We start from the raw sequence: 23824 nt of genomic DNA on the forward strand, positions 1-23824 counted from the left end.
TGTAAGGTTTTATGAATTATGCGGGTTAATCATATTAAAAGAGGTGGAAGAGTTTATATCCAGATTGTCCAAAACTGCTCTTTAGCCTCTCTGCAGCTCATTATAACGGGAAAAGTCGATACCGAGTCCACTGTCTATACCGATTTTAAGAGCTATTGACCTGCCCCGCAAACTTTGCCAAACCGCAATATGATACGCGTCTGTGAAAGGACAGATTTGACAAAATCTGGAATTTTAAACGGTCTTATGGTCGCTTGACAAGGACAGGCTGACCGGATTACACAAGGCTTTCAGATTCTGTTCTGGAGTTCCGGAGGGAATTTCACAACCGGCATTTACAAAATAAGGATTTCCAGCTTCTTTATAACACTGCAAAACCTTTTGATAAATGGCATCCGGTGTCCCATACAAAACTCCCGCTGCCGGATCAATATTGCCTGTGAGAACAACACCCGAACCCATGGCAGTTCGCACTTTCCTTAAGTCGTTCATGTGGTCAACATCGAGAATATCAACTCCCAAATCAGAAATACCAGGAAGTAAATGATTTATATCGCCGCAAATATGTAACTTAACAAATGCGCCTGCATTTTTAATGGCTTTCACCAATTTTTTTTCACAAGGCTGAATCAATTCTTCGTAAATCTGTGGAGAGACCTGACTTGCAATGGCATCGCCAATCCCGATAGTGTCTGCTCCTGAGTCTATTTGAGCTAAAGCAAATTCAATTCCCGTTTTCAGGCAATGCTCCATCAGTTCAACAGTAAAAGCAGGGTCATCTATCAAATCAAAAAGAAAATTACTTGTATCTCGCAGATCTGCCGCTTCGGCTGCCGGCCCCTCAACCCAACCAAGAATAGAATAATTGTCTTTTGTTAGTTCTTTATATCTGCTAATAGCTTTTATACGGTCAAACATCCTTTCAGATTTATATGGATCTGGTTTTTTCAAAAGTGATAAATCTTTTTGGCTTGCCAGCGGGTGTGTGCTTCGAGGTGTACCGTTTTTGACATAAGTAATCTCCGAACCAAAGCCATGTGTCTCCCGGTAAGGATCGGATATGCTGCTCACCTGGTCAATACCAAATGTTTCTGCACAACGAATATTAGCTTCTACCAGCACCTTGTAGTCAGAGGCAAATGCTGCATAGTCTGAACCAATAAACTCAGCAGCATACTGCATTAATATAGGTGTTCTTGGTACAATATCTACCGGCTGCTTCTTGATCATCCGTATATACCGTTCATATCCTGTCATGATAATTCTCCATCTGTGAAATTATATATTTCATGATTTTCTGATTTACTCTTATTCCTCACGACTGAATTGCTCAATTCTTTTATAGGTATAAATCTAACTGTATTCAACTCAATCAATTTATTAACTGCTTTGTGGATTGAAATTTATGCAGTCAATACCAGCGGGATCTGAACAATCCTGCCAGCGGGAAGACATTTCAGAAAAATCTAACAGATTCACCTGCCCGTCCTTGTTGATATCTGCCTCTGAAAATTTTTGTGATGTTCCTTCAATAAACTCTCTCAAGCTGCTTGAAAGTTGGTCTGCGGTGTCATTGTAATCCGGTTCAGAGACAACATTTCTATTTTCTGAGGGGTCTTTTTTCAGGTCGTAAAGCATTTTGTCACCAGATTTGTATTCGGTGTAAATGTAATCGTCTGTTACGATCGTATCACCGGTTAAAAATCTTGAGAAAGCCTCTTTTTTGTGTTCGGATTCTGGATTTTCCAGCAGGTTATCCATACTTTCCCCCTGCACGTGATCAGGAATATCAATTCCCGCAAGATCGCAGAGGGTAGGATAAATATCAATCAATTCAACAATAGAGTCAGTTTTACTGTTCTTATTCAGCCACGGGACACTTATGATCAGTGTTGTCCTGATCGCATCGTGAAGCAGGTAATGCTTGCTCCAGAGATTGTGTTCACCCAGCAGCCAGCCGTGGTCGCCCCATAAAACAACTATAGTATTGTCCCGAAGCTCAAGCTCATCAAGTGTCGCAAGTATTCTGCCGACAAGATTATCGACATAACTGACGCAGGCGTAATAGCCATGCCGGGCTGTCCTGTGGAATTCTTCTGAATTATATTCTGTATCTCTGAAGTGGTATTGGTGCACTTCCAGCGAAGCGGTCAAAGAATCCGGCGCATCAGCGGGGCGAAAACGGTTGGCGGCAAGGTCAATCTTATCCCGTTCATACATGTCCCAGTATTTCTTTGGAGCGTAGAATGGCAGGTGCGGCCTTACAAACCCACAGGCAAGGAAAAACGGCTTATCCGATTCCTTGAGCCGGCGCAAATCCTGTATGGTTTTCTCGCATACCTCACCGTCAATATAGGCATTGTCCGGTACGTCAGCTATCTCGTAGAATGGGCCTAAACCGGTTGAAGGATTGATGTATTGTTTGGATTCCGGGTCGTTCATTCTTGAATGTCCCGGGTTGGTTAAATCAAACGGGGTTTCTGACCAGCTTCGATTGGCGGTATCAGATGGATGGTGGAATATCTTGCCGTTAGTTATTGTGGTATAGCCGTTTTCTTTAAAAGCCTGCGGCAGTGTAACAGCGGAGGGTATTGATCCTGCCAGTGCGTCATTATTGTCGTAAAACCTTTCAAATGAGGGTCTTATCCCGGAAAGAAGGCTTGCTCTTGAAGGCCCGCAAAGCGGAACCTGACAATATGCCCTGTTAAACCTGATTCCCTGACTGGCTAAATTGTCTATGTTTGGAGATTTTATCCAAGAGTTTCCATATGTGCCCAGCTCGGGCCTGAGGTCGTCAATAGCAAGAAACAGCACATTTGGAGCAGTTTTGCTTTTTGAAGACATGCTGCTCATAGCGCCGCAGTAACCGCTCAAAAGAGTAATTCCAATGCCTGCGGATTTTAAAAAATTTCTGCGTGTTATCATTTTATCTTTCCTTTATTTATGTTCTCGCAACTTTTTCAGTCAGCTTGTATTTGAATGGTCTGATTTTCCATCCTTAAATTTTCAAGGAATAATTTATTTACAGGGTAAAACTTGATCACAATAAGTGAACACAGCGATATAACCGGAGCGACAATAAGCCCGACAAAGCATATCCTCCATACTATCTCATCGCTTAGTTTTTCCTGGCCTAATGCGCTGTATCCGATCAGGGTTAATATGTATCCGGCAAGGAAAGAACTGACGGACATGGACATCTTGAGCGCAAAGCTGTAAACAGCCGAGTAGCCGCCGTCTTTGTTTATGCCGGTTTTTATTTCATTTATTTCAGAAACATCCGCCATCATCGACACGGTAATGGGAAATAGAATTCCGTTGCCGAACCAGTATCCTGAATGAAACAGCACAAACAGAATTACCGCCAAAGGAATGTTGAGTCCCAGCAATGAAAATTTAAAGTCGGGCCCCATCCAGCCGGTCAGGAACAGAAGTGCAAGTATGAGGTTGGAGCTTACGCTGAGTATGCCGCCGAAGAAAACCGCTCCCTTTTTCTCAAAAAGCCTTACACAAAAGGAGGATATGAGAGCACCTATGCACATGCCTATCATTCCGCCGCCGTGGGCGAAGGTCTTTTCTGTGCCGCCGAAATCCATGAAATGTTCATAAAGGTATATCTGCAAAGCGGCCTGTATGCCGATACCCAGCTGCACAAAGAATATAAAAAAGAATACATATCTGGGATATTTGTCTTTGATGATTTCGGTTATATCCCTGCAGAAGGCCTTGACAGAGTTGCCTTTTAGCTCTAACTGTCTTGAATCCTTGATGTGTTTTTTTGTGGAGAATGTCACTAAAAGCACAAAAAACAGGATAAAAGCACTGAAAACAGCCGCCATGTGCATGAAATTTGATATCTGTGAGGTTGCTTTTACGCCGCCCTGATCCTGAAAGAAAATACTCCAGGCCAAAGCCGGACCAAGCAGGTTTGCCAGCATATTCATTGCCATCCTGATCCCCTGCAGTTTGGATCTGCCGTTGTAGTCAGTACATATCTCAAAGCCCAGCGCGGTATAGGGTACCACAAAAACCGTCAGGGCGGTTCGCAAGATGAGGTTTACGATGACCATATACCAGAAAATCGAAGTTGTGTTTTCGCGAATGAATCCAGGTACCGCCCACAATGAATAGAAGGTTAGCGAAAGCAGGATTCCGCCAATGAGTACGTATGGGTGCCGCCTGCCGAAACGCGAGCGGGTGTTGTCGCTGATATGCCCCATCAAGGGATCTGATACGGCGTCCCAGAATATCGCCAGCGACAGTGCCAGTCCGGCGTTTACCGGGCTTAGGCCCAGTGCGTCGGTGTAGCATATCATGGCGAAGCCGAATACGGTATTCATTACAAGTGATGTTGTACATTCTCCGGTGCCGTAGAGTACCATCTCTCCGGTGGAGCAGGAAGTTTTTGAATTACTCATTAGAACGACCTTAACTTATTTAGACTTTTATTAACTGACCTTTATCGAATGACTGTTTGAGATGTGAGCTGCGTGCTCTTTCTCAAACGATATAACCGGGCAGGGGAGTATCATTTCTGTAAGAGGGCAGTTCTTGTTGTTCAGCAGTATATCAACCAGCAGCTCTGCCGCTCTTTCTCCCATGGTAACGAAATTCGGGTTTGTTGTCTTCCATGTCTTAACATTGCCGTTGGATGCCAGCATGGCGATCCTTGTGGCGAAATGGTCATTGTCGAAGCCGGCAACCTCTACAGAATCAGCTCGATTGTGGAAATTGCGTTTGAGGATATTTACCACATTAAGAGCTGTGAAGTCATGCGGTGCTATGATGGCATCCGGCGGCGTCGTCTGCGACATCAGATAGTTTACCGCATCTCTGAGGGAGTCGGTGTCTAGTTTGTTAGCAGAGAACCCCAGATCAAAGCTCGGGCACAGATTTGGTTCGAAAGACATTTCTTTGTCAGAAAGTCCTCTTATGTAGCCCCTGAACCGTTCATTAACTGAGGAATACTGATCTATATGCTCTGGTTTGAGAAACGCGATGTGTCTTTTTCCCAGCTCGGCGAAATAATAAACCATTTCTTTGGCAGCCTGGTAATTATCGAATATAACATGCGGCCGGTTCATCTCAGGTTTGTACATATCTACAACTACAATCGGCAGGTTGCGGAATTCTCTGCTCAGATAACATGGGTTAACCGGAAAATCCACATTCGGATACAGTACAATCCCCGCAACACCGCTTTCGTACATTGTTTTGATAATCTGATATTCCTTTTCAATATCAAAGTTGCTGTCGCCTATTTCGAGTGTAAAGTTGCTGTGATGTGTGACATATTGAACCCCTTTGAGCACTTTTTGGCCTATCGACTCGAGCAGGCAGTTCACTACGAAACCGATTTTGGGCTTTTCCTCCGCGGTCTGGTTTTCGGATGCGTAATACCCGCTGCCGGCTTTCTTGACTAGTTTTTTTTCAGCCGCGAGGATTTCAAAGACCTTGGAGATGGTGGCGCCGCTTGTATTATACTGCTGCGCCATGTTTCGTATCGAGGGCATTTTCTCGCCCGGCTCAAGCTGGCCGCTGAGGTAATCTTTTGTAATAACTGTTTTTAGTACTGTTTTCTTTGCCATTATGCAAACCGGTCTATATATTGTTTGGTCATTAGAATTTGATTCCTATATTTATAATACATCACTATGTATAACACACAAGTTTTTTTTGTCAATTCTGTAATATAATTTGTTTGATCTTTGAATTTCCGGTTCCTATAGTTATTACAGTAAAACATTTATATTGTAATAAGTGTGTAATACATTTTCTGCTATTTTTGTTTTCGATGTGGTTAAACCTTAGTCTGAGACGTTTATAATCGTTTTTTCCAAGAAAATATTTAAAAATATAAAAATTGTTTGATATAAATATAAGCCCTTTTTTTATTTGGTTTTATATTCAGATGTCCTGTTTATGTTTCTCTGCTTTCAGTTTATTCTAAATTCAATATTTACAAAGTTTTAACTTTAAGTTTAATTTGAGATCGAAAACAAGGCTGCCCAGAATAATGATAAATTTTCTTGACTTCATTTTGAGGTTTCGTATAATACACTAAGTTGTGTAACTTAAAAATTAAACCAGCAACTGAAAAAGAAAGATAAATTTGTGGGATTTCTTTATAAATTAGAAACACTTTGTAAATAACATGCCTTGATTTTCAAGACGTTCTTTATTCTATTCAAAATTTAATTATTAATTGTGAAAGGTTAGAAAAATGGAAGCGAGAAAAGAAATGTTAGTGGTAAGTATTATGTTGATTTTAGCAGTTATAACAAATGCAGCTCAGCTTGGGAGTGACGGCTATGCCGACAGGGTAATTGTCCGTGATGACGGAAACGGCAATGCCCTCTGGTATGTTGACCAGTCCGGCCCGGACGGTTTCGGCGATGGTCAGGCCGATCTGGTCGGGGGCTTTGGGCTCATGACAGATCGTCATATGGTCGGCGATGTCAACGGTGACGGCTATGCAGACCGTGTGCTTGGACGATATAACACAGCTGGTTATTGGGTTTACTGGGCTAGCTTCTCTTCATCTACCGGATTCGGCGATGGGGCTGACACAAACGGCAGCTTTGGAGGTACTGGTTTAGTTCCGTATGCTGTTGCTGACCTGGATGGAGATGGGTTGGCAGACAGGATTGGTACCTCAATTGACGGTTCGAATAATCGTAATTATGTGGCAAATAAGACCGGCGTTGGCGGAACATTCACCACTGGAGGAGGTGATTGGCAGAAATATTGGGGCGGCACGAATACGAGTCTGGCAGGTATGTTCGATGTAAACAATGACGGTTACACGGATAGAGTTGATGCTTTCAACAACAACTGGCGTGTTGATTTCGGTCCATCATCAGGGGGGTTCGGTGACAGTGCGACAGACTGGACAGGCTATTTCGGCGGTACAGGTGATAATATCACCCGTCACATAGGTGATGTCAATAACGATGGTTACGGCGACCGTATCCTGGCTACCCTTAATGGAGAGGGCAATTATGACTGGATCGCTTCATTTACCACACCTGCCGGCTTTGGTACCGCCGGCGTGGAATACAACCAGCTGGCACCTTTTGGACAGACAGGCGATGTAGTCATTCTGCATGATGTCCTGGTTCCAGAACCGGCAACTATCGCTCTGCTTGCTTTTGGCGGTCTGGGCGCTGTAATAAAAAGAAAGAAATAAGTATAATCTGCCGCCGGAGATAGAGTTTAACTTTCGGCGGCAGTTTCGTTTAAACTGAAAATGCCAGAAAAAAAGGAATCTTTATGAATGGAAGAGCATCCATCAGCCGCGGATTTACGTTGATAGAGCTTCTTGTTGTAATCTCAATAATTGCACTCCTGATGAGTATCTTGATGCCTGCTTTGACCAGGGCACGGGATCAGGCCAAGACTGTTATCTGCAAAGCCCGGCAAAAAGATATAGGCCTTGCTATAAATTTCTATGTGAACGATCATAACGGTTTGCTCATGGCATCCTGGCCTGTTGGCAATGAGCCCAAACCCGGTCAATTGGCTCATGATTCATATTATCACTGGTTCGCAAGGCTTGCGCCGTATTATAACAGAAAAGAAGGGCGTACGGACACAGGTTACTACGATTACGAGCTGCTCAGGTGCCCAACACAGGATAAACTCACTAAGATAGCCAAGACTCAGACAAATATCGAAAACCCCGGACCAGATGTCGAGATTATCGGCTATCGGGGTATCTACGGCTACAATCTGTATTTTTGCCAGAGAAAAAACTTCCCGGATTATCAGTGGAAGAGGCTGGGTGACATTCAGCAGCCTTCAACTCTGCCTTTAATCGGTGATATAAGCGGATATGGTTATTCTGAAATACCCTCCCTGAGAAACTCCTGGGGCGGCATGCACATGAATCCCATGTTTCCGCATCCCTCCGCATTGAAGTACGGCTGGAACAGTGGTAAACCGTTTCCCGTCAGGTATAACAGTGCCGGGCCTGCCCCCAATCACAACGGCAAAATCAATTATCTGATGGCAGATTCGCATGTGGAATCTGTAGGACTCTTTGACTGGGCAGACCCGAGTGACCCCTACTTCGCTCCGGATTTCTGGAAGCCGTTTTTTCACCCCAAAAGAAATCCCGATATACGCCCTTAAGAATACAGGGCCTTTGCTGAAAGGTAATTTAATATATGATTAAATCGCCTTAGAATAGTATTAATTTTTATTGGAGACTATTAAAATGAGAGCTAAATGGTGTTTTTTTCCAATTTTTGTAGTTAGTTTTGCGGGGGTTTGTTTCTCGGCCGACTATTACTGCGGTTCAGACGGATTCGCAGATCGAGTTATTGTCAGGGATGACGGCTCGGGTAATGCCCTCTGGATTGTTGACGCAACGACGGATGCCGCTTTCGGAGACGGACAGGGTGATTTATCCGGAACATTTGGTCTTATTACAGATTATCATATGCTTGGAGACGTAAATGGTGACGGTTACATTGATAGAGTGGTTGCCCGGATACACAGTTCAGGCAATTATTTATGGTGGGAGGTGAGCTACTCCGGCCCCCATGGGTTTGGTACTACAGGTATCAACGCCTCTACCAGTTTCGGCGGACCGAATATGATTCCTTATGCCGTAGCAGATGTGGACGGCGACGGCACCGACGACTGCATTGCTGTTGTGTACTCCGATGATGAGGACCCTGATACACCTGATCCCCGCAGCTACTATGTTAAATATTCTGCGGGCGGGTTTCTTGCCGGAACGGTTGAAAGCAGCTTTTACGGCGGCACAAACACCGACCTTGTTGGTGTCTGTGACGTAAATAATGACGGTGTAGCAGACCGCGTGGACTTTTTCAGCGGTGCCGGCTGGAGGGCTGATTTCGGCGCTGCCGAAGGGGGGTTTGGAGACAGCCAGACTGACTGGACGGGGTTTTATGGTGGAACTAATGAAAACATAACACGTCACATTGGTGATGTAAATAACGATGGCTACGGCGACCGTGTATTGGCAACCTTGAATCAGCAGGGATATTATGACTGGATTGCGTCTTTTTCCACCGCGTCGGGTTTTGGCACAACAGGCACAGAATACAATCAGATTGCCCCGTTTGGAGAAACTGGAGACCAGGTCATCCTTGCGGATGTGCTTACAGAGGAGCTGCCGTTTGAGCTTGCATATATAGCTCCTTATACAGATTCATTCGGAACGAACGGCCTTTGGCACTGTGATGAAATAATCGACGCAGGAGAGGACAAGTTGATTACTCCAGATGATAACAGTGAAAATCCTGGAAGAAACCACGATATGGTTCTCCGCAGCGGAGTTGATCTGGGTACATATGCAACCGGCCCGCAGCTTGTAACGGATAAAATCGGCGATCCTGAAAGCGGTGATGCAGATTTCGGCAATTGTTTCCAGTTTGACGGTTTCAGCCAGAGCCTCTGGGCGGATACTTTACTCAACGATAACCTGGGCGTTGACGACGGTAACTTGAGAGTAGAGGCCTGGGTGAAGTTTGAAGGAGAAACATACGGTGCCGGTGATTCGTATATGTTTATTTGTCATCATCAGCGATTCAGGCTGAGATTTGTGGATCATCCAACTCTGGGCTTCTTTTTGTCCGGCTATGTTTTTGACACTAATGTAACAGCTCATCACCTCGTTTATACTCTTCCGACAGAAGATATAAATGAGTGGAACCATGTGGCACTGACATTTTACAACGGCACCGCCAGCCTCTATTTCAACGGGAGCGTAGTTGCATCTAAAGGCGGCCTTACACCGACCATAAACCCCTCTACCACACCGCGGGTCAGCATAGGGGCGGCAATGCATGGCGGTCCGCCTTCGTATTATTTCTATGGCAAAATTGATGAAGTACGCATCGGGCAGGCTGTCCCGACACCGCCGCAATGCGGATACTGGGGATACAGCCCTGCAGACCTGAACAAAGACTGTTATGTGGATATCAATGATCTGAACGTTTTTGTGTCGCAGTGGCTTGGCTGCACCATTCCCGGCGATGTGTCATGCATCCCCTGGTAGAGATAATTGATGTTTGTCTTAGAAAAATATGAAATCCATAGATAATACAGGAGAATTTACGATGGCTCGTTTAACATATATTATGCTTATAGTTTTATTTGTGCTTCAGGCCGCCTACGGGTATCACTACAATGTGCCCAGAGCTGAAGTTACACCGGTAATAGACGGGGTACTTGACCAGGGTGAGTGGACTGACAGCCGTTACATATCAATGGTATATCCTGACCTGGTAACAGCGCCTAAAGAAGGTTCTATTTTTGATACAGAACCGCCCGCCGATGCGTCCGACTACAGCCTTGACTGGTTTGTCAAGTGGGATGATGATTATCTATATCTTGCCGCACGCGTTTACGATAATGTGTTCGTTGCAGACGACGGCAATGATGAGCCGCAGGTGTGCTTTAACTTTCGCGATGATCCAGTCGCCGAATTCCTTACAGAGGCTATTATATGGAATGTGACGGTAAACCGCGGTTTTTACACTAATACCGATGACCCCTCAGCGCTTACGCCTGACAATTCAGATGTTGTTGGTAACGTTCTTGGCGACGGCTATGTAATAGAGATCAGGCTCGCTTTCGCAGATATATCCACTGAAACCGGATATCAGCCCAAAGCAAGCGATATACACGGTTTCGGTCTGGCGTGCCAGGACCATGACGCAGCAGGTTCCCGGACGACATTTATGCTTGATTACGGCAGCGGAGCACCGGTGATTCAGGATCCATCGACATGGAATACTATTATTCTTACTGACCGGCAGACATGCGGTGACTGGGAATACGCGTTAAATGATTTGAATAAGGACTGTGTTGTTGATTTGCTGGATTTTTCCCTGATCGCAGGTTACTGGCTAAGCTGCACAGACCCCACAAATGAAAACTGCCTTCCTGCCGCGGAGATTATGTCAACGCAGCAGCAGCTTGAATCTTTGCAAAGCAAACAGATGATAGTTCCCAGCTGGGGTTATGATGCTTCAGTGATGGCGGCCGGTGCAAAAGAAGCCGGCTACCAGGTAGGCAATACTCAAAGCTTTGATGCCTGGAAAGGCCAGGGAGTTGAAGTGCTGGCCCGTCCTGAAATTGAAACTGACGATCCGTTCGATCCGGCAGATGTTCAGGCGGGAATTGATACGCTTGCAGAGTTTGTTGAATCGGTAGATTCAGACCAGAATGTAGTTGGTTATGTTATCAGATGGGGACATTTAGGAGAAGGAGGTTTCCCATACGATTATGAATTCAGCGAAACTGCACGGCAGGCCTTTAACGACTATATGGGCACTCCCGGCGAGCCTCTGCCGACCCGTCCCTCGCCGGGCAATCCCGGAGATATGCGGTGGATCAAGTGGATCGAGTTCCGCAGCAAAACCCTTAGAGATTTCCGTGAAACTTATATATCAGCAATAAAACAGGTTACAAATAAGCTGGTGAGCACCTGGAGCGAGTTTTACGCAACAAGGCATTACGATTTGAACATGGGTGAGGCCCCCGGAGCTGATTTCCTGTTTCATGATCTCTCTTTCGGAGATGTAACCACAGATCAGCAGATAGCTTTTGGTGAGTGTCATGGTATTCTTCAGAATTACTCAACCTTTGAGTCCTGGCGAGATGTAATACTGCCTTATATGGCCAAAGCCGCCGGCGACGGTGTGGTTCCTGTAGCGTTTCACTATCCATACAGCCATAGTTTCGACGATATACAGCAGGAGTTCTCTCTTCGGATAGGCTCGAGTATTCGCGGCCTTATAGACACGGTAGGCAGGCCCCAGAGAAACTATGAAGTCGCTTTGGTCTATAACTCCTTCTCCGCGGCAGCCCTGCCGCAGGGATCAAACCCTGATAGCCTGGTTATGGATATTTACTCCGAAAAATGCGCCAAGCAGGTTGAGGGGATTCTCCAGCAGCTGGGTGTGGATTTCAAAGTTATTGCATACGAAGGACTTGAATATAAAGACCTTTCCCAGTATAAGCTGGTGATAGTGCCTGATCCAATGTATCTGACTGATCAGATGCGGACAAATCTTGCCGGCGCATCAAAAGTCATGTACGCCGGAGAATATCTGATGGCCCACCGTTCTACCCAGAGCGGCGACTACAATACCGAGTTTACCGCACAAACGCTGCTGCCGGGTGTAACCCTTGATTATTTCAAGGCTCCTGCCGGTCAGCTTGCCGCGGAAACGCCTTCTCACAGATGGCTGGCCGGCATAGACCTCTCGTCTAACCCTGATTATCCAGCCGACCAGATGTTTGCCTTCTCTCCAATGGCTGCCTCTTATGAGGTTGTGTTGAAAGTTGGTTCTAATCCGGTACTTATCGAAAATACCTCGGGCAATGAGATATTCATAACCAACAGATTTTTCCATAACGGCTGGAACCTCCCATCAAACTGGCTGGAAACGATTCAGTACCAGTTTTTGAAAAATGTGCTAAGCGATCTCGGTGTGGAAATACCGGTTGAAAGCGGCCAGCAGGTCAGGGTTCAAAGCGGCAACTCTTTTGGAAGCTACGGGATAAACGGCAATGTTGCCTGGAACGCTACCGGAAGCGATGTTACCATAACTCTCGTTGGCGGTAAGACTTTGACCATACCCGGGTACGGCTGGACACTTGCCGATTAGTCGTTGAAAATCCCAAAACTTTTTTACCTTGTAGATAGCTGATGGCATTACATGCTTATTGCCTGTAATGCCATCACTTTAATAAAACTACAGAATCTAACGGAATCTATAATATGGCATATAGGATTATTCTGGTATTATTGGCCACAAGTGCATTTGCTTTTGCAGACGAATATTTTTACGGTTATACCGGGGACGGTTCAGTGCCGCCTTCGCCGGATTGGATGCATGATGCGGTATTTTACAGCCTGAATGTTCAGCACTTTGGCAAAACCCAGACAAAAGGCTCTTATTTTGATAAGGCCGCGGCAGAGCTGGAATATGTAAAGGAGCTTGGAGCAAATACCGTTGTGATCAATCCCGTTCAGGAATTTGTTGCCAATATGCCCAAGGCGTATTGGAACGGATATTACCTCAAAGATCCCACAGCCATATCGGATGTGTACGGCGGCGGCAGAGATTTCAAAAAATTCGTGGACAAGGCTCATTCTCTCGGCTTGAAGGTGATTGTCGATGTTGTTGTAAGGCATGTATATGCCGACGGCCCCGAAGCCAAAAAACTGCTGGCTCAGGGCAAACACGACTGGTTTGTGCCCGGTCTTACTAAAGAGCAGTTAGAAGTCCCTTTCCGCGGCGATACAGTGGGAGCCTACAACGCAGAAAAAGGTGAATTCGTATTTCTCTCGTTCGATTCATCCGCTGTGAGTGAAGTCAACAACCAGAAAAAATACCACTTCATAAAAAGCGATGCCGCCGCAAAAACCGTAACCGGTGACTGGGACGGCGACGGCAGAGACAGTGTCGGCGTAAGACAGCCTGACGGCACATTCTTACTGGGGGGCATTGCCCGGGCATCCCAGGTCTCTCAGGTAGAGCATATATTCAAATTTGGCCCGGCCGGCGAACATATAATTCCCATTGCCGGAGACTGGGATGGCGACGGTAAAGATACCCTCGGCATATACGACCCGCAAACAGGCACCTTTTTTATTAAAAATTCCCTGGCGCCCGGAAAAGCGGATGCTACATTTAACGGCCTCAGGGCAGGAATGGTGCCCCTTGCCGGCGACTGGGACGGCGACGGCAGGGACACACTTGGTGAATATGACCCGAATTCGGGTAAGTTTTATCATTATGACTCTAAGGGTGAACTGGTTACGCAGGCCTACAGGTTCGGCTCCGTCGGTGAATATACCGCGGTCAGCGGTGACTGGAATGACGACGGGAAAAATGGGATAGCCCTGGTTAAAGACGCGCATCCGCAGTACGGGTATGGACACCGGTTTATTTATATCTACAAAAATAAAATATCAGGAGGTGCCGCGGACGGGACCTTTGAGCTGAATCTGCCCGCCGGTTACAATGACTGCGCGATTGCGGGTAATTTTGATTATAACGCCCAGAGGACACCGTCAATATTATTCGGCGGCACCTGCTATCATTATAAGTGGGATAATGAAGATTTACAGGAGTATATGATTGATTTATGGGTCGATCTGGTTAGAAAATTCGATTTTGACGGTTACAGGCTCGATCTCGAGGCCTATCAGACGGTACTTGTGCCTTTTGGTAACCAGAATATATGGAAGAGGGTCATAGAAAAATGCTACAATGATTTTGATAAAAAGATACTGATCATCTCGGAAATGGACGGTATGGGCAACAACAATATTCATGCCGAACAGGATACTTTCGGAGTCCTGACCAATCTGCACTGGGACCCTGCCGGGAAAAAACGCAACTTTATGGTAAATGCAAATATTGTAGATACCGCTAAGACTTTAGAAAATACCTATTACACAATGACACTGAGCTGTCACGACCACGCAGAATTTCAGGCCCAGGGCAGGCGGTCAACGTTCGGTTATATGGTTTTTTCACCGTTTATGCCGTGGTGGAGGATGGGCGAAGAGATAAACGCCCTTAATCTGGCTCCAACGGCGGGCACAACCGATTACGGCTATGTACTTTATTTTTCCGACATGGATTGGGATTCGCTCAAAGAGCCCGAGAAGAAGGCATTTTATGAAGACGTTCGCAGAATGCTGCAACTCAGAGAAGAATATAAAGATATCATTTCGCCGTTTTGCTCGAAATTTAAGGATAGAAATTTCACTGCCATACCGGCAGAAGGCTGTAAGCTCCAGGTTTACGCCAACTACGGCAGCGGTATTGCAATTATTGTCGCGGCAAAACTCGATGAATCAGACGGCGACGTTACCCTGAATATAGATTCGCAGAAACTGGCAGAAATGGGTCTGGGCGATTTTGAAAAATTCAGGGTTACCGAAAAACTCTACAGGCCCAATGAGAGCAGGGTTTTGAGTAAATCGCAGCTCAGTGAGCTCTGCCAGTATGTTGAAAATAATAATGTTGTATTTATGGTTATTGAAGGTTTAAAATAGGTTAGAAAATGAAAAATTATCTGTTCGTCTGTATTTTAGTTTGTTCTTTATCATTTTGCATTGCAGAAGATTACTTTTACGGCTACACCGGTGACGGCACAGTTCCTCCGTCTCCCGAGTGGGCGCATGATGCGGTATTTTACAGTATAAACGTACAGCATTTCGGGAAAGCCCAGACGCCCGGCAGCTACTTTGAGAAAGCCGCGGCAGAGCTGGACTATATTAAAGACCTCGGTGCCAATACGGTAGTTGTTAATCCCGTTACCGAATTTCTTGACGAGATGGACCCTAAATTCTGGAATGCATATTACATGAAAGATCCTGCAGCGATCTCCGGGGCGTACGGCGGCGCGGAGGATTTCAAAGATTTTGTCAGCAAAGCTCATTCCTTAGGTTTGAAAGTTATTGTTGACACTCTTGTAAGGCCGCTCTATGCAGACGGCGAAGCTGCGAAAAAAATACTGGCTGAGGGAAATCACGACTGGTTCGCGCCGGGGCTTACTAAAGAGCAGCTCGAAAAGCCTTTTAAAGGTGATTCTGTTGGCATGTATAATCCGGTTGAAGCTAAATTTACCTTTGTCTCTCAGGATATAGAGTCTCAAAACCACCGTAAAGATTATATACTTTTAAACCAGGGGGGAGCTGAAACCAAACCTGTAATTGGAGACTGGAATGGAGACCAGAGAGACAGTATCGGAATCAGAAAAAATGATGGCACATTCGTTCTTACTGATGTCACAGAAACAGGCGAAATATCAAAAATAGATTATCAGTTTATATTTGGCCCCGCAGGTGAAAATATTATTCCCATAGCCGGCGACTGGGACGGTGACGGTTATGACACCATAGGAATCTATAACAGCCAAAACGCTATATTTTATTTGAAGAACTCGCTAGAACCCGGCGATGCTGACATCATCATTCGCGGTATAAAATCTGGCTGGATTCCAATTACAGGCGATTGGGATGGAGATGGCGCTGACGAAGTTGGGGAATATGATCCTGAGTCGGCAATTTTTTACCATTATGAAAGCGATGGAGAGATGTACAGCAAACCATACTCCCATGGCGGCGAGAAATACGCAGCTGTGTGCGGCGACTGGAATGGTGATGGAAATGACAGTATTGCCGTCATATCAAAAAGTGCCGGCCAGAAAAGAGGCTTCAAGGATCTCTTTGTTTATTTTTACAGAAATGCACTTAGCAGCGGTGGAGCTCACGGAAGTTATGAGCTGAATTTAAAGGATGGATATAAATATCCTGTCGTTGGTAATGTTGACTTTAATGCAAAAAGAGGGCCTTCTTTGTTATTCGGGAATTCCTGCTATGAATTTCAGTGGGACAATCCCGGTCTGCAGGAGTTTATGATAGAAAACTGGGTTGATTTGGTCAAGAGGTTTGATTTTGACGGATATCGTCTCGATTGTGAGGCGTATCAAACAGTTCTGGCTCCCTACGGTAACCAGAATGTCTGGAAACGCGTCTGGCAGAGATGCCACGAGCGGCTGGGTAAAGATGTTTTTCTCATTGCAGAAATGGACGGTATGGGTCATTACAATATCCACGCCGAACAGGATACATTCGGGGTTCTGACCAACCTGCACTGGGATCCACAGGGTAAAAATCGTAATTTTATGGTAAATGCCAATATTGTCGATACAGCCAAAACCCTGGAAAACACCTATTATACGATGACTTTGAGCTGTCACGACCATCACGAGTTTCAGGCAAAGGGCAGGCGGTCAACTTTCGGGTATATGGTCTTTTCTCCTTTTATGCCCTGGTGGAGAATGGGAGAAGAAGTTAACGCAAGAAAGTTCGTGCCACAGAAGGATTCACAAAAGGGTTATGACGAAGTTCTATATTTCAGAGATATGGATTGGCAGGCTCTTGAAAATCCAGAGAAAAAAGCGTTTTATGAAGACGTTCGCAGAATGCTGCATCTCAGAAAAGAATATAAAGATATCATTTCGCCGTTTTGCTCGAAATTTAAGGATAGAAATTTCACTGCCATACCGGCAGAAGGCTGTAAGCTCCAGGTTTACGCCAATTACGGCGGCGGTATTGCAATTATCGTCGCGGCAAAACTTGATGAGTCAGACGGTGACGTTACCCTGAATATAGATTCGCAGAAACTGGCAGAAATGGGTCTGGGCGGTTTTGAAGAATTCAGGGTTACCGAAAAACTCTACAGGCCCAATGAGAGCAGGGTTTTGAGTAAATCGCAGCTCAGTGAACTCCGTCAGTATGTTGAAAATAATAATGTTGTATTTGTCGTTATTGAAGGCTTAAAATAGGTTAGAAATGAAAAAATCTTTGCTCGTCTGTATTATTTGGTGTTTCTTATCAATCTGCACTGCGGAAAACTATTTTTACGGCTACACCGGTGACGGCACAGTTCCTCCGTCTCCCGAGTGGGCTCATGATGCGGTATTTTACAGTATAAACGTACAGCATTTCGGGAAACCCCAGACGCCCGGCAGCTATTTTGAGAAAGCCGCGGCAGAGCTCGAATATATCAAGCAGCTCGGCGCTAATACTGTTGTATTAAATCCTGTACAGAGCTTTGCCGCAGGCGAAGACCCGAGGTACTGGAACGCTTACAGCCGCAAGGATCATACGATTTCTGATGCTTACGGCGGCGGTGAAAAGTATAAGCAGTTTGTTCAGCACGCCCACAGTTTAGGCTTAAAGGTTGTTCAGGATGTGGTCATACGCTGGCTCTGGGCTGAAGGGCCCGAGGCAACAGAAATCCTGGAAAACGGCAATCACCACTGGTTTTTCCCCGGCTGGACTCAGCAGGAGCTTGAAACACCGTTTGAAGGTGACAGTGTCGGCGTTTACAATCCTGCCCAGGGCAAATTCAGGTTTCTCAGTCTTGATGTTAATTCTGAGAATAACTTAAAAGATTTTGTATTCCAAAACCAGGGCGGCATAACTACTAAGCCGGTTATCGGTGACTGGGACGGCGACAAGAGAGACAGTATCGGTATCTGGAGATACGGAAACTTTACGCTTACTAATATTCATACACCCGGAATAATTTCCCAGGTTGACTATAATTTTTCTTTTGGCCCGGCCGCAGACCATATCACGCCTGTTGCAGGCGATTGGGACGGTGATGGTAAAGACGGAATAGGGGTTTATGATAATTCTACGGGTACCTTTTATCTGCGTAACAGCCTCGATTCTGGAGAAGCCGATATTGTTATAACCGGTCAGGGCTCGGGGCTTTCGCCGCTGGCCGGCGACTGGAACGGAGACGGCCGCGATCAGGTCGGAGAATATAATCAGCAGACAGGTTATTTTTATCATTACAACAGTGAAGGCACGCTTTCTATTCCGCCATATCGGTATGGCGGCGCAGGTACTTCAACGCCGGCGGTTGCCGGCGATTGGGACGGAAACGGCTCTTCTGGAATAGCAATAATTCAAACAGATTCCGAGCGCGACAGATTTCTTTATAAAAATACCCTCTCCGGTGGAAACGCCGACAGTTACTATGACCTAAGTTTGTATGAAGGGTATGATTACAGGGTTGTCGGCAATTTTGATTACGGGGCACAGAGAACTCCGTTCAAGGTAATCGGCAGGTTTTATGATTTAAAATGGGACGACCCGGACCTTCAGGAATATATGATAGATAAATGGGTCAACCTTATCAGGGAATATGACATTGACGGATTCCGGCTCGATCTCGAGGCGCATCAGACGGTTCTGGTTCCTTTCGGCAACCAGAATGTATGGAAAAGGGTTATACAAAGATGTTATGATGAATTTGGTAAAAAATTCTTAACAATATCTGAGCATGACGGCATGGGCAACAACAATATTCATGCCGAACAGGACTCTTACGGCGTGTTTACAAACCTTCATTGGGACCCATGGGGAGAAAACCGTAATTTTATGGTTAACGCCAACATCGTAGATACCGCCAAAACCCTCGAAAACACCTACTATACAATGACTTTGAGCTGCCACGACCACGGAGATTTTCAGGCCAAAGGCAGACGCGCCGCCTTTGGTTACATGGTTTTTTCTCCGTTTATGCCATGGTGGAGAATGGGTGAAGAGGTCAATGCGGTCAGCAATGCCCCCAATTATGGCACAGACGGCTACGGAAGTGTTCTTTATTTCAGTGACATGGATTGGGATGCTTTCGAAGATCAGAACAAATTGAATTTCTATCAAGACGTTCGCAGAATGCTATGGTTAAGGGCAGAGTATAAGGATATAATCTCGCCGTTTGCCTCAAAATTCAAAAACCGCAAATTTACGGAAATATCCGCAACAGGGTGTAATTTACAGGTTTACGCGACCTACGGCAGCGGTAAGGCCGTTATAGTCGCCGCAAAACTCGATGAGCCGGATGGTAATGTAACACTGAATATCGGCCATGATAAGCTTGAAGAGCTGGGGCTGGCTGAATTTGAATTTTTTGCCGCAACGGAAAAGCTTTATAAGCCGGCAGAGACAGATATCGTTACAGCAGAAAATCTTGAAAATTACCAGATATATGTAAAAAAGAATGATGTGATTTTTCTTGTTCTTGAAGGAACATCGCAAGATCTTTTAGGGGCAGATATCAACAAAGACGGATATGTGAACTTTCTCGATTTTTTTGAGATGTATGCCAGGTGGCAGGATTGTTCGGATCCTGCCGGCATTGACTGCGTAAATTTTAACTCCCAAGGCAGTTGATAAATTGAATAGTTTGAATAAAATTAGATTAGACCTGTATAAAATTGAGCAATTTAGTTGTGAATACTCTTAACAGTAAAGAAAAATACCATGAAGTATCTGTTCAGGCCCTAAGCCAAGAAATACTATCATGTTACGGGCCCAAAGCGGATTTCCGCTGGGTACGCTGTGCCGATTTTGATTCGGCACCGTTTGTATGCGCATATAAAAGGGAATTTTTTCTCGAACATGAAGACGAAATACGAATCTTTGTTACAGCTGATGAGCGGTATCAGCTGTATATCGATGGCGATTTTGTCGGCGAAGGCAGTGAAAGAGGCGATTTGAACAACTGGTTCTACGAAACATATGACTTGAAACTCAAAGCCGGCGCTCATGTTATTGCCGCACGGGTTTGGGCTCTCGGGGATAAAGCCCCCACGGCCCAGATAAGCGCAAATCCATGCTGTTTTATGCTTTACACTGAGAAAAAAGAGCATCTTGACCTGTTGGCAACAGGTTATTCTCAGTGGGATTCTTTGAAACTTGAGGGGTTTTCATTTCATGAGGTGCCTTTTGCTTTTGCGATCAGATGGAGAGAGGATATTGACGGCAGGAAATACAATGCCGGTTTCCGCAAAGGTTTGGGAGAGGGATGGCAAAAGGCGGATAACTTTAAAATCACGTCTCTGGTTGAGCCTGCTTTAAAGTTGAAGCCTCGTAACCTCCCATATATGCTTAGGAGAAACATTAAATCCTGCTCCAGAGTTTTAATAAACAGGCTAAAGCCGAAAGATTACTCAAACATTGAAAATGTAAAGATACTGCCTTCACAGGACAGCGATACCGAAAACCAGAGATGGCAATCCATCCAAAACGGCGGCAGTGTAACGGTTGATGCCCATAAAACTATAAGGGTTATCTATTCATTGGACGATTACTACTGTTTTTACCCTGAGCTGAGGCTTTCGGGCGGAACTGATGCAAGAATCTTTTTGAGATTTTCCGAAGCGGCATATTTGACCCGTGATCACGAAGAAAACAGGCATTTCAGGCACCCGAAAGGAAATCGAGATGAGATAGAGGGTAAATACTTTAAGTACGCTATGACAACTGAATACATCTCAGACGGCTCTTGCGGGCAGGTTTTTGACCCGCTTTGGTGGTTTTCCGGCATGTATTTCGAGCTTGTCATTCAGACCTTTGAAGAGCCTTTGGTTGTCGAAGGGCTGTCTCTTTCTGAAACACGCTATCCGCTGGAGATGGAAAGCTCCTTCAGATCTTCTGACAAACGGTACGACGAAATCCTTCAGATTTCTTTCAGGACTCTCCAGAACTGCACGCATGAAACCTATATGGACTGCCCGTTTTACGAGCAGCTCATGTATGTCGGCGATTCCAGAATTGAGTCACTCTGCACATTCGTTTCAACTCTTGATGACCGTATGCCCCTTAAGGCGATCAATATAATAAACGATTCAAGGCTTGAAAACGGGCTCAATATGTCGTGTTATCCTTACAGGGGTATGCATGTAATACCTCCGTTCTCGCTGTTGTGGATAGCAATGGTCAGCGATTATGCCTGCTGGCGGAATAATTCCGGTGAGTTGGTAACCTCGCTTCTTCCAGATATGCGGAGAATTGTTTCATACTTTGTACGCCGCAAAAACACCGATGGGCTTATATCGCCCGGAAGCGGCAGGAGATATGACGCCTTTAATTTTATTGACTGGGTTGACGGCTGGAACAATGACTGGGGGGTGCCGCACGGAGACAACGAGATAAACAGCGTTTTTCATTGGCTTTTAGTGTACACACTGGGCCTGTATGCGGATATGGAAAGCTGTTTCGGCAGCCAGATTTTTGCTCAAAGAGCACTGAATGAGGCTGAAGAAATTTCAAAAACGGTTTCTCATCTGTTCTGGAATAAAGACCGGGGACTCTATGCAGACGATCTCAGGCATGAAAGTTTCTCTGAGCATGCCCAAATACTTGCGATACTTTCAGGTTTTGCTCCGACGGAGCAATTTGATATTATCAAGCAGACTCTTTTCGCAGACGAAAACCTTTTAAGGCCCACTACTTATTTCAGTCATTATTATTTTGAAGTTTGCCGTACTCTTGAAAACGCCGATGCCTTCTGGGATCGCATGAAGCTGTGGTATGAGCTTGAGGAGAAGAATTTCAAGACCGTCTGTGAATCAACGCTGCCGACCCGTTCGGATTGCCATGCCTGGTCATCTCATCCGCTGTATCATTTTTATTCTACTGTTCTCGGGATACGTCCTGCCGGATTTGGCTTTGAAAAAATAGAGATTAAGCCCATGCTTGGCAGGCTTGAAAAAGCACAGGGAAGGCTTGTGCATCCGAAAGGACAGATCGAAGTTGATTTAACGCAAAGAGGAGGCCGGCTCTCCGGCAGGATTTCTGTTCCGGACGGCCTTGAGGGCTCAGTAATATTGTCGGATAAAAAATTAGATTTTACAAGACATGATGAAGTATTAGAATTTTAGAAAAGCCGTAAATATCAACACAATTTCAATTATGTAACGATGCTCTGATGTTAATAAATCTTAGATTTCAGGAGAATAATATGCAGCGGCATGTAGACAGAAGGATGTTTTTGAAACTGACAGCACTTACGCTTGCCGGCCCATCTATCGCTCCAGGTGCCGCTGTAAGAGAGAAACGCCCGAATATACTGATAATAAACGGCGATGACCTGGGGGCACAGTTAGGCTGTTATGGTGATAATTACGTGCAGACGCCGAATATAGATGCTATTGCCGCCGAGGGCATACGTTTCAGGACGGCCTGGGTTTCTCAGGCCAGCTGCAGTCCTTCACGCAGCAGTATTTATACAGGCCTTTATCCTCACCAGAACGGGCAGATAGGGCTTTGTCACTGCGGATATTCAATGCACAGAAAATATCCCACCATTACAGGTGAGCTTAAAAAGGCCGGCTACAAGACCGGGGTCATCGGCAAGTTTCATATAGAGCCAAGAAACGCGTGTCCATGGGATATGTCTAATTTTGACAGGGAAACAAATTTCAAGAAGCGGGACGTCAAAGCGATTGCGGAGGTATTTAAAGATTTTGTTGAACAAGCTGGAGACTCTCCTTTCTTTATTATGCTTAATTACGTAGATCCGCATTGGCCACTGAGCAGTGATAATTACCAATTGCCTGAAAATCCGCTCAAAGGCGATGATGTAGAATCGTTAGATTTTATAGGCATAAACACGCCTGAAATACGCCGTCAGACTGCTTACTACTACAATTGCGTTGGGCGTCTTGACCAGGGGGTTGGCCTTGTAATTGATAATCTTAAAAGGGCGGGCAAATACGATGATACTCTGATTATTGTGATGGGTGATCACGGCGCACCTTTTACGCGATCAAAGACAACCTGCTATAATATGGGATTAAGCATCCCATTTATAATGAGTTATCCGAAGGCAAAAGTACGTAGTTCAGTCAGCAGCCAAATGGTTTCCACCGTTGATATATTCCCGACGATTCTCGACTTTGCAAACATCCGCAAGCCGCGTAATCTTGCAGGTCGTTCGCTTGTTGATTTTCTCAATAATCCTGCTGCCGCGACAAGAGAATATATGTTTGCGGAATTCAATGCTCACACACAGTATATCTGGTTCCCAAGAAGGACTGTCAGGGACCATAGATATCAGCTTGTATTAAACCTTCTCGACAGAGAAAATCCTGTCAAGGGGGTTGATGGGTGCGTTGTGTGGCAGGAATTTGAACGACTTCAGGCTGATTTAGAACCAGAAGTCAGAGCCGCGTATAATGCTTATAACAGACCTCCTGAGATAGAACTTTTTGATCTTGAGAAAGACCCTTATTGTTTTATTAATCAGGCTGATAACCCGAATTTTCGTAAGATAAAACAAAGATTGATCACTGAACTTGAGAAATGGCGCAGAGAGACGAATGATCCGTACCTTGACAAGAGCCGGCTTGCCGAAATAACAGCAAAACATGATATGATGTTGAAAGAAAGAAGTTCCGGTTAAAGACAAATATAAATAAGGATTTAACATAGAAAGTTATGAATGAGATACCTGCA

The 23824-nt window shown here is 45.2% G+C and carries 13 protein-coding genes; 9 read left to right on the forward strand and 4 right to left on the reverse strand.

The genetic code is table 11. The features are described from left to right. Positions 1-234: 234 nt before the first annotated feature. From SMSP2_RS03300 to SMSP2_RS03315, 4 genes are all read right to left on the reverse strand, one after another. Positions 235-1257: a uroporphyrinogen decarboxylase family protein gene (locus SMSP2_RS03300; RefSeq protein ID WP_146682598.1), complete on the reverse strand. Its 1023-nt coding sequence runs from the start codon at positions 1255-1257 to the stop codon at positions 235-237. Positions 1258-1380: 123 nt separating this feature from the next. Next, on the reverse strand, positions 1381-2925 hold the full coding sequence (locus SMSP2_RS03305; protein ID WP_146682599.1) for a sulfatase: 1545 nt from the start codon (positions 2923-2925) through the stop codon (positions 1381-1383). Positions 2926-2960: 35 nt separating this feature from the next. After that, positions 2961-4418 (reverse strand): MFS transporter, encoded by a 1458-nt coding sequence (locus SMSP2_RS03310; RefSeq protein ID WP_146682600.1) that lies wholly within the window; start codon positions 4416-4418, stop codon positions 2961-2963. A 30-nt stretch (positions 4419-4448) separates the two neighbouring features. After that, a complete protein-coding gene (locus SMSP2_RS03315; protein WP_146682601.1) occupies positions 4449-5588 on the reverse strand; it encodes a GntR family transcriptional regulator in 1140 nt (379 codons plus the stop codon). Between the two features lie 635 nt (positions 5589-6223). Between SMSP2_RS03315 and SMSP2_RS03320 the strand changes: the two genes are divergently transcribed. From SMSP2_RS03320 to SMSP2_RS03360, 9 genes are all read left to right on the forward strand, one after another. Then, positions 6224-7189 (forward strand): PEP-CTERM sorting domain-containing protein, encoded by a 966-nt coding sequence (locus SMSP2_RS03320; protein WP_146682602.1) that lies wholly within the window; start codon positions 6224-6226, stop codon positions 7187-7189. A gap of 83 nt (positions 7190-7272) precedes the next feature. Next, positions 7273-8133: a type II secretion system protein gene (locus SMSP2_RS03325; protein ID WP_146684801.1), complete on the forward strand. Its 861-nt coding sequence runs from the start codon at positions 7273-7275 to the stop codon at positions 8131-8133. A gap of 85 nt (positions 8134-8218) precedes the next feature. Then, positions 8219-10030, forward strand: coding sequence for a LamG-like jellyroll fold domain-containing protein (locus SMSP2_RS03330; RefSeq protein ID WP_146682603.1), 1812 nt, complete (start codon positions 8219-8221; stop codon positions 10028-10030). Positions 10031-10091: 61 nt separating this feature from the next. Continuing rightward, a complete protein-coding gene (locus SMSP2_RS03335; protein WP_186804830.1) occupies positions 10092-12650 on the forward strand; it encodes a sugar-binding protein in 2559 nt (852 codons plus the stop codon). 113 nt (positions 12651-12763) lie between these two features. Further along, a complete protein-coding gene (locus SMSP2_RS03340; protein ID WP_146682605.1) occupies positions 12764-15055 on the forward strand; it encodes an alpha-amylase family glycosyl hydrolase in 2292 nt (763 codons plus the stop codon). A gap of 8 nt (positions 15056-15063) precedes the next feature. After that, entirely contained in the window at positions 15064-17352 is a 2289-nt protein-coding gene (locus tag SMSP2_RS03345; protein WP_146682606.1) for an alpha-amylase family glycosyl hydrolase, read from the forward strand. Between the two features lie 7 nt (positions 17353-17359). Further along, positions 17360-19756: an alpha-amylase family glycosyl hydrolase gene (locus SMSP2_RS03350; RefSeq protein WP_146682607.1), complete on the forward strand. Its 2397-nt coding sequence runs from the start codon at positions 17360-17362 to the stop codon at positions 19754-19756. A gap of 59 nt (positions 19757-19815) precedes the next feature. Continuing rightward, positions 19816-22248: an alpha-L-rhamnosidase-related protein gene (locus SMSP2_RS03355; RefSeq protein ID WP_146682608.1), complete on the forward strand. Its 2433-nt coding sequence runs from the start codon at positions 19816-19818 to the stop codon at positions 22246-22248. 80 nt (positions 22249-22328) lie between these two features. After that, positions 22329-23771: a sulfatase family protein gene (locus SMSP2_RS03360; protein ID WP_186804831.1), complete on the forward strand. Its 1443-nt coding sequence runs from the start codon at positions 22329-22331 to the stop codon at positions 23769-23771. The last annotated feature ends 53 nt before the right edge of the window (positions 23772-23824 follow it).

It is taken from the genome of Limihaloglobus sulfuriphilus (assembly GCF_001999965.1).
Lineage (GTDB): Bacteria > Planctomycetota > Phycisphaerae > Sedimentisphaerales > Sedimentisphaeraceae > Limihaloglobus > Limihaloglobus sulfuriphilus.